Below are 7974 nucleotides of genomic sequence, written 5' to 3'. Positions count from 1 at the left end.
TCATGCCAACGGCGGTCAATTTCTAAGGCTTGGTCGCAATCTTTCATGGCCTCTTGGTAGCGCCCTAAAGCAGATAATGCGGTGCAGCGATAGGCGAGAACTCGGGAATATTTCGACTCCCGTTCGAGGATTCGGTCAGCGGAGGCGATCGCTTGGGTATACTGTTGGATAGCCAATAAAATACGGGTTCGTTCTACCCATATTTCCAGGGCTTTGGGTTTTAAAATAATGGCGCGATCGCAAGCACTGAGGGCTTTTTGATACTCTTGGCGATCGACTAATAGGCGACAAAGATTCACCCAATAGTCGAAATCTTCTAACCCCTCGAGAGAGTCGTAATTTCCGGGATCTGGAGAGGGTGGGGTGGGTAAAGATTGCAGGGGCTCTGGGACTGACATTGATAGTGTATCCGACCCATGGTTCGGAAAAATGGGATTTCTGGCTTGAGGGAGGTTGACTGGGGGGATAGATGGGCGATTAAGCCTTGGTAATTGCCGGATTTGGACTAAAGTGGTATAGGTGGCGATCGCCCTACCGGACATCAACAATAATGCCGTTAGGATGATACTGCCGAAACTCCCAAGTTTTGCTAGAATGCCCACCAATGCCCCATTCATGGTTTTTGGGTTTCAATTTTCATCATGGGGCTGATTATAGAACTTAGGAAAGCCAAGCCTGGTTTTTTTAATGTAATTTAAAGATTTTCCTATGGCAAGTCTGACTGATTATTGGGAGGCGATCGCCCCTGCTATTTCGCCGGATTTAATTTCGCCGGAATCCCTGGGCCATTTGGCGGCGGTGGGGGGACATTTCCCTAGTGCGATCGCGTCTTTGGTGGGGTTTGAATGTCGCCTAGCAGACCCTCAACCTCAAGCTGATCTGTTTTTGCGGGTGGTTCCCGAAAACGGAGGTCGCGACATCCTCGCTGGCGGTGAAGCCGTGGAAACGCTTCCGAAATTATATCATTTGTTGGCTGGTTCTGCGACAATTCCCGTCCTGTCTTCTCGGTTAATTGAGCATCCAGTATGGCGAAAAATTCGCCTATTTTGCCGGGAATGGTCTAACCCTGAGACATCCTTTTATCGGACTGTTAATGATTTATGGTTAGAGTTTGATTTAACGGGGGATTTAACGGGGGATTTAACTACTGATAGAGTCATTCCGGTTCCCAGTGTATTTTGGGGTTCGGAACAGGTGGCGGATTTAGAAAATCATCTCAATTGGTGGCTAGACAGTCGGTTAACTTCTGGACAAAGCCAAATTATTCACCAGACTTTCCAGGCTTTACCTCCAACGGCAAAATTATTTCAAAGTGGGGTTTTATTGAGTCGAAATTCTCAGGCGCTCAGATTTTATATAGCTGATATTTCTCCTACACAAATATATGGGTATCTTGAACAACTGGGATGGTTAGGCGATCGCTATAGTATCGGAGCAATTTTAGCTCTGCTATCTGTGGGGATAAATAAAACTAATTTACAGTTAGAAATTGATGGGAATAGTCTCAGTGAGCAAATAGCGGTAGAATGCTATTTAGAAAATCGACAAGCCTGGCAAATCTTTCTTGATGGTTTAGTTAAAACCGGATTTTGTCTACCTCAAAAACGAGACGCAATCCTGAGTTTTGGGGGCTTGACCCATGAGAGAGATTCCCCGGAAAAGTGGCCGGACACTTTACGGCGGCGCTCTCAACTTCTGGGTGAGGATTGGGAAAGTGTCTTATTTCGGAGATTAGCTTATTTAAAACTGACTTATCGCCGGGGAATACCTTTAGAATTTAAAGCATATTTAGGGGTTCAACCTGGCTGGATCAATACTAAATCTTGGGGAGTAAAATTATAAATATGCGAGCATTTATAGAAGCGATCGCGAATCATCCAGAATTGCAGAACAAAATTATGGCGGCTGACAACATTCAAGACTTGCTGAAAATTGCCGCATCGGCTGGATATAATATGACTATCAAAGAATTAGAAACTACCCTAACTGAAGATTTTGGTGAACTGGTCCTTGAGTTAGAGAATAACCCTGGTATTTCTGCTGGTTACGCCGGCATTTTGCTAACTCAACTGATAGAATCGATCTGTTTTTCTAGTTAAAATACGGATTGATTCCTAACCATTGTGAATTTTAGTTAACATTTATGCTGCTCCTCTGTGGAAAACTGTATAATAATTAGCGCCAAAGGTTATGCGATCGCCGATTTTGTCTGGCAGTGGCAAACCCCTAAAGGGTTGAATAATAAGGGTTAAGGGGGTAAAAATGTCAAAAATTAGAACCAAAGCGCCACAAGCATCACCCACGACCTCGAGAGTTCAGACGAAGAAGACTTTACCGCGTGGGCGATCGTTTACCGGTACCGGGGAAACTGAAACCGCGACAACTGAAACCTTGAGCGAAGGGCGATCGGGGTTTTTTTCTCCGCCAACACCATCAGAAATTCAACCCCAATCTTATCGGGTTTCGGGCTACCAATTTGACCGAGTTTCGATCCTGGACTACACGCCAGCCAAACTGCAACCCAAACGGCTGATAACTCCCCCAGAAGAGGAAGACAGGGAAGCGGAAACGGATATGGGTGGAGAAGAGATAGGGGAAATGGACGAACTTGCGCCGCCGTCCGCCCCCCCACCGGAGGAAAACCCACCCAAACAGCCGGACACGCAACTACAACGTCAGCCAACAGGAGGGGGGTCTTTTGTGGCTTCTTCTCAGATTGCCAATCGCATTATACGGCGTAAAGGTCGCGGCATTCCACTTCCAGACCCAGCCCGCGAGTTTATGGAGTCTCGGTTTGAAAATGATTTCAGTGGGGTTCGTCTTCACACGGATAGTGAGGCGGTTCAACTAAGTCATAATTTGAGGGCGAAAGCATTTACTCACGAAAATGATATCTATTTTAATGCGGGACAATATAACCCAAATTCGGTGGGAGGAAGGCGGTTATTAGCCCATGAATTAACCCATACAATTCAGCAAACAGGGGCGAGAGTTCAACGGAAATATAGAGGCGATCGCCCTCGGAAAATTAACCGAATGCAACGGAAGGCGATCGGCAGAGTTCAGCGTTCGGATGAAGAGAATGTTAGTATTAATTTAAAACCGCTATCGGCGACAATATCCTCTGTGGGTAGTTCTCCAATTCAGCGTTCAGATGAAGAGAATGTTAGTATTAATTTAAAACCGCTATCGGCGACAATATCCTCTGTGGGTAGTTCTCCAATTCAGCGTTCAGATGAAGAGAATGTTAGTATTAATTTAAAACCGCTATCGGCGACAATATCCTCTGTGGGTAGTTCTCCAATTCAGCGTTCAGATGAAGAGAATGTTAGTATTAATTTAAAACCATTTGCTGGGAATTCTGGGGGTTTATCTTTTCAACCTCAACTGATAGTTGGCGCACCTGGGGACAAATACGAACGAGAAGCAGATCACATGGCTGATCTGGTGATGTCGATGAATTTACCTGCTACATCCCCACCAATTCAACGGGAGGAAGAGGAGACAAAATCGGTAGTTTCTCCGACTATTCAACGCATCAATAGCCACCGTCCCCGTCGGCGTGCGGCTATTCCCTATAGTCTTCTTCATTCTACGGAAGAAAGTGAGGATGAGCAAAATGTTAATATTACGCTAAAATCTAAAAAGACTAAAAATAATCGTCGATTTAAACAGGATAAAAAACGCGGTTATCAGGGTGCATTTGCAGCGAGTCAAGATATTGAAAAACAGCTAAAAGCCAAAAAAGGAAGCGGCAATCCTCTACCAGAGGAAACGCAAGAGTTTATGGAATCGCGGTTTGGTCAGGATTTCTCAGAAGTGCGAATTCATACTGATGGGGAAGCGGCCGAGATGAATCAAAATCTGGAAGCTAAAGCATTTACTCACGGTCAAGATATTTATTTCAATACAGGGGAGTATCAGCCGGACTCGGAGAGTGGGAAAAAATTATTAGCCCATGAACTGACTCATACTATACAACAAACGAAGCCGAAAGTGAAGTCTAAATCGACGGAGGAAATTCGGGAAAAAACACAAAAAATTCAGCGGAAACCGGATTTTTTTGGGATGGGTTTAAAATCCAAGTTCGAGGAAAAAATCAAGAAAGAACGAGAGGAAGCACAGAAAAAACACGAACAAGAGAAAGAGAAAGAGAAAGAGAAAGAGAAAGAGAAAGAGAAAGAGAAAGAGAAAGAGAAAGAGAAAGAGAAAGAAGACAAAAAGGAGGATAAAGAGGCAGAAAATAAAGATGCGAAAGAGGGAGATAGTGAAGAGAAAAAACAGCAGTCTAAAAATAAGAAAAAAAGGATTAATAAAAAGAGTAAAAATACATCTGATACAAATAATCATCAACTACAAGATGATGAGGTGACAGAGGAGACGATAGTTCAACAGAAGAAAGAAGATAATTCCCAAGGAAAAAATGAGGGGAAAAAGGAGGAAAAAGAGGAGGAGAAAGAGGAGAAAGAGGAGAAAGAGGAGAAAGAGGAGAAAGCTAAAGAGGAAAAAGAGAATTTAGAAAAAGACAAAAAAGGTGTCAGTGACAAATGGGCAAAAGAAATAGAGAGTAAGAAAAAGGAGGGGGGAGATTTTTCGGAAGCTGAGAAGACCCAGAAAAACACAGACAAACAAGCAGATAAAACGAAAGAATTGCTGGACGCTGAGGATGAAGAAGCAGCGAAAAGTAAAGGTGAAAATTTAGAAAAAGAGTCGGATAAAACGACTGAATCAGAACAGGGAAAAGCAACTAAAGAAGAAAGCCAAGAAGAAGCGACTAAAAAGAAAGATTTAGAAGAGGCGAAAAAAATCAAAGCACAAGGGGATGCTGAAGCTGCTGAAGCGGAGGCAGAAGGGGAAGAGAAACCGGAGGGAGAGGCGGAAGAACAACAGAAAGAAAATAGTCCGGAAGATGGCTTTTTAGAATCGGTGGGAACTCAGGAAGGATTAAAGGATCCGGGTGTTGTGGAAGCGCCGGATTTGAGTGGTAAACCTGCGCCGCGATCGCCTAATGCTGATCCGGCATTTCAAGCGGCAGTGACACAAACGGAACATCTAGCAGCGGAACAGAGTAGCCACAAACCAGCCCAGGATAAAGCGAGAGAGGCGCAAGATGCCTCGGTAGATACTGAGCAGCAAATGCGAGAAGCCGAAGCGTCGCAGTCGGAAGAGGCTTCGCATAAAGAAGTACAAGCGTTTAATAAGGAGGAATTTATCAGTAATTTGCTGGCTATTTTAGAGCAAAATAAGCCGGACAGTCAGAAAGATGTGGAAGGTGGAAAGGGGGCATCTGAAGCGACGGAAGATATCCTGGAAGAGGTTGAACACAGTAAGGACGATTCAGGGGGTGAACTGGAAGAGTCGGCGACACGGGAGCCGGCACCGGAACTGGAGGAGCCTAAGATTTCAATTCCTACGCCAGATCCGATGGAAGAAACGGGAGAAGCGCCGATTCCAGAGGCGATAGATGCGGAGGCGACTGTTCCGAAATCTCAGTCAGAAGAGGATGTTGAAAAGCCTTTAGAGGAAACGCAGGAGGCGCTAGGTGAATTAATTCCCCAGAAGCTACAGAAAAAGTTAATTGTTGGCGCAGCGGGTGATCAATACGAACAGGAAGCGGATCGCATGGCGGAAGTGGTGATGAAGATGCCAGAGGGGGCAACTGAATCGCCAGAAGAGGAGGAGATAGAAGGGGAAACTGAGGGGGTTTCGGTGAATACTGGGATGGTGCAATCCCAAAGGATGATTCAACGGAAAGAAGAGGGATTTACGGCAGAAAAACCGACTCAAGAAGGGAAGGTAGTTCTTGATGAAAATCGGTTGGAATTGTATGAGTCGGAAGCGGGAATAAATGTTTCGGGTGCGGTGGAAAAAGCTGAAGATAATGTTGCGGAAACGGGGAAAAAATTTAGGGAAGAAGAAGAGGGGGTTCAGGAAGAAACTCTTGATGTGCAAGCTGGGTCGGTTCTTGACTCTCAAGAACAAATGTTTGAGGGGCGATCGCAGGAATTTATTAATGTTGCTAATACGCAAGCGGAAGCGCAACATAAGGATGAAGGTGAACGGGCGAGAGTTACCCAAGAAATTCAGGCAATTTACGACACAACTCAAGTGAATGTTAATGGCATCCTGGAACGGATGGATGCTAGGGTTAATGCTGAATTTGAAGCGACAAATAAGAAAGCGAGGGCAGCATTTGAAGCGAAACAACAAGAATTATTTGAAAAGTGGAAACATGATTATTATTATAACAGGAACCCTCTGTGGTTGCCATGGATAGAGATTAAAACGGGTTGGGCTTATGTGAGAGTTCGCTTTTATCTGAAAAGATTTTTTAATAGCCCGCTGTGGGCGATCAATAAAATTTTTACGGGCCTCCCGGACGAAGTGAATAGTATTTATGGGGTGGCTCGGGAAGTATTTATTGAGGAACAGAAAGCGGGGATATATAGGATTGCGGATATTGTTGAAGAAGAATTGACGAATGCGAAAAATGCGGTGCAAGAAGGACGCGATAGCGTGAAGGATTATGTGGCTAATTTGCCGGACAGTTTGAAAGCAGTTGGCACGGAAGCAGCGGGAAATGTGCAGGCGCAATTTGATAGTTTGGAAAGCAATATTAGTGAGCGACAAAATAAACTGGTTGATGATTTAACTAAGAAATATGAAGCGAGTGTTAAGGAAATTGATAAGCGTATTAAAGAGTTAAAAGACCAAAATAAAAGTTTAATTTCTAAAGCCCTGGCTGTTATTGCGAAGCTGGCGGCGTGGATTCTGCGGCAGGTTTTACGAATTGTGGAGCCAGTCATTAAGATGATTCCGGGGGTGGGAAATCGAGCGGGGGATTTTTTGGATGCGTTTATTGACGACCCCAGTGGGATTATGGATGCTCTATTTAGTGGGGTTGGTGAGGGATTTAAAAACTTTGGTAAAAATATTGTACCTCACCTGAAAAATGCTTTGTTTGATTGGCTATTGGGAATGGATATGCCGATCAAGTTTCCCGATAAGTTTGATTTGCGGGGAATTCTGGATATTATCCTGCAAGTTTTGGGTTTGAGTAAAGATTATATTTTGGAACTGGCATCTGGGGAGTTACCAGATTGGGCGAGCGATATTTTAACGACTCTGATTGAAAAGGGTCCGGGGGCGTTAAAAGAGTATTTGGAATCGATACCGGAGGATTTACCGGCTTTGGCGTTGAGCTTTTTTAAGGCGATCGTGGAGTTCCCCAGTAAAGGGGTGATGGTGTTGTGGGACTTCATTAAATCCGGTTTATCGASGATGAAAGAGGTGTTGATGAGTAGCATCATGTTTGAGGTGGTGATTCCTCAAATTGTGATAGCGGGGATTCAATGGGTTTTGAGTTTGACTAACCCTGCTTCTGGAGTGCTGAAAATTGCTAAAGCTATTGTTGATCTGCTGATATTTTTTATCAACAATATGGACATGATTAGGGGGGTCTTAGAAGCACTGGGTGAGGTGATGGATGCGATTATATCTCAAATTGTGAGCCAAATTTCTCGGGCTGTTGAAGAGGCATTGGCGGACATTCTGCCGTTGGTTTTGGGGATGTTAGCTAGTGTTTTGGGTTTAGGAGGTATTCCTAAGAAGATCCAGAAAGTGATTACTAAATTAAAATCTCCGGTTGACAAGGTGGTGGGCGGTGTTTTTTCGTCGGTAGGCACGGTTTTGAGTCTGCTGGATCCGACATCTTTTATGATGGGTGCTTTTGAGGATAAAGTATCTAATAAGAAAAAATCGAAGAAAAATAAGTCGAAGAAAGGCAAGAATAAAAAAACCAAAACCAAAGGCAAGAAAAAGAATAAGAAGAAATCGAAAAAAAATAAGGATAAACGGAAAAAGTCGAAAGCTAAGAAAAAGGATAAGAAGAAACGGAAAAAAAATAAGGATAAACGGAAAAAGTCGAAAGCCAAGAAAAAGGATAAGAAGAAACGGAAAAAAAATAAGGATAAA

Annotated in this window: 4 protein-coding genes; 3 read left to right on the top strand and 1 reads right to left on the bottom strand. The window is 43.9% G+C overall.

The window, feature by feature from the left end; translation table 11 throughout:
- A partial coding sequence (locus B9T16_RS23245) for a tetratricopeptide repeat protein (RefSeq protein ID WP_410245888.1) occupies nt 1-617 on the bottom strand: 617 nt, incomplete at its 3' end.
- Nucleotides 618-708: 91 nt separating this feature from the next.
- Here B9T16_RS23245 and B9T16_RS23240 point away from each other — a divergent pair.
- The 3 genes from B9T16_RS23240 to B9T16_RS23230 all read left to right on the top strand — a co-directional run.
- Nucleotides 709-1842 (top strand): hypothetical protein, encoded by a 1134-nt coding sequence (locus B9T16_RS23240; protein WP_006618150.1) that lies wholly within the window; start codon nt 709-711, stop codon nt 1840-1842.
- Between the two features lie 2 nt (nt 1843-1844).
- A complete protein-coding gene (locus B9T16_RS23235; RefSeq protein WP_006618151.1) occupies nt 1845-2099 on the top strand; it encodes a Nif11-like leader peptide family natural product precursor in 255 nt (84 codons plus the stop codon).
- A gap of 163 nt (nt 2100-2262) precedes the next feature.
- A partial coding sequence (locus tag B9T16_RS23230) for a DUF4157 domain-containing protein (protein WP_410245887.1) occupies nt 2263-7974 on the top strand: 5712 nt, incomplete at its 3' end.

It is taken from the genome of Arthrospira sp. PCC 8006, assembly GCF_046480465.1.
GTDB lineage: Bacteria > Cyanobacteriota > Cyanobacteriia > Cyanobacteriales > Microcoleaceae > Limnospira > Limnospira platensis.
This window is presented reverse-complemented; position numbering and strand designations above follow the sequence as displayed.

Excerpts from the sequence above, each read along its gene's own strand:
- B9T16_RS23235 (WP_006618151.1), top strand. The coding sequence starts at position 1,845 with ATGCGAGCATTTATAGAAGCGATCGCGAATCATCCAGAATTGCAGAAC.
- B9T16_RS23240 (WP_006618150.1), top strand. The coding sequence starts at position 709 with ATGGCAAGTCTGACTGATTATTGGGAGGCGATCGCCCCTGCTATTTCG.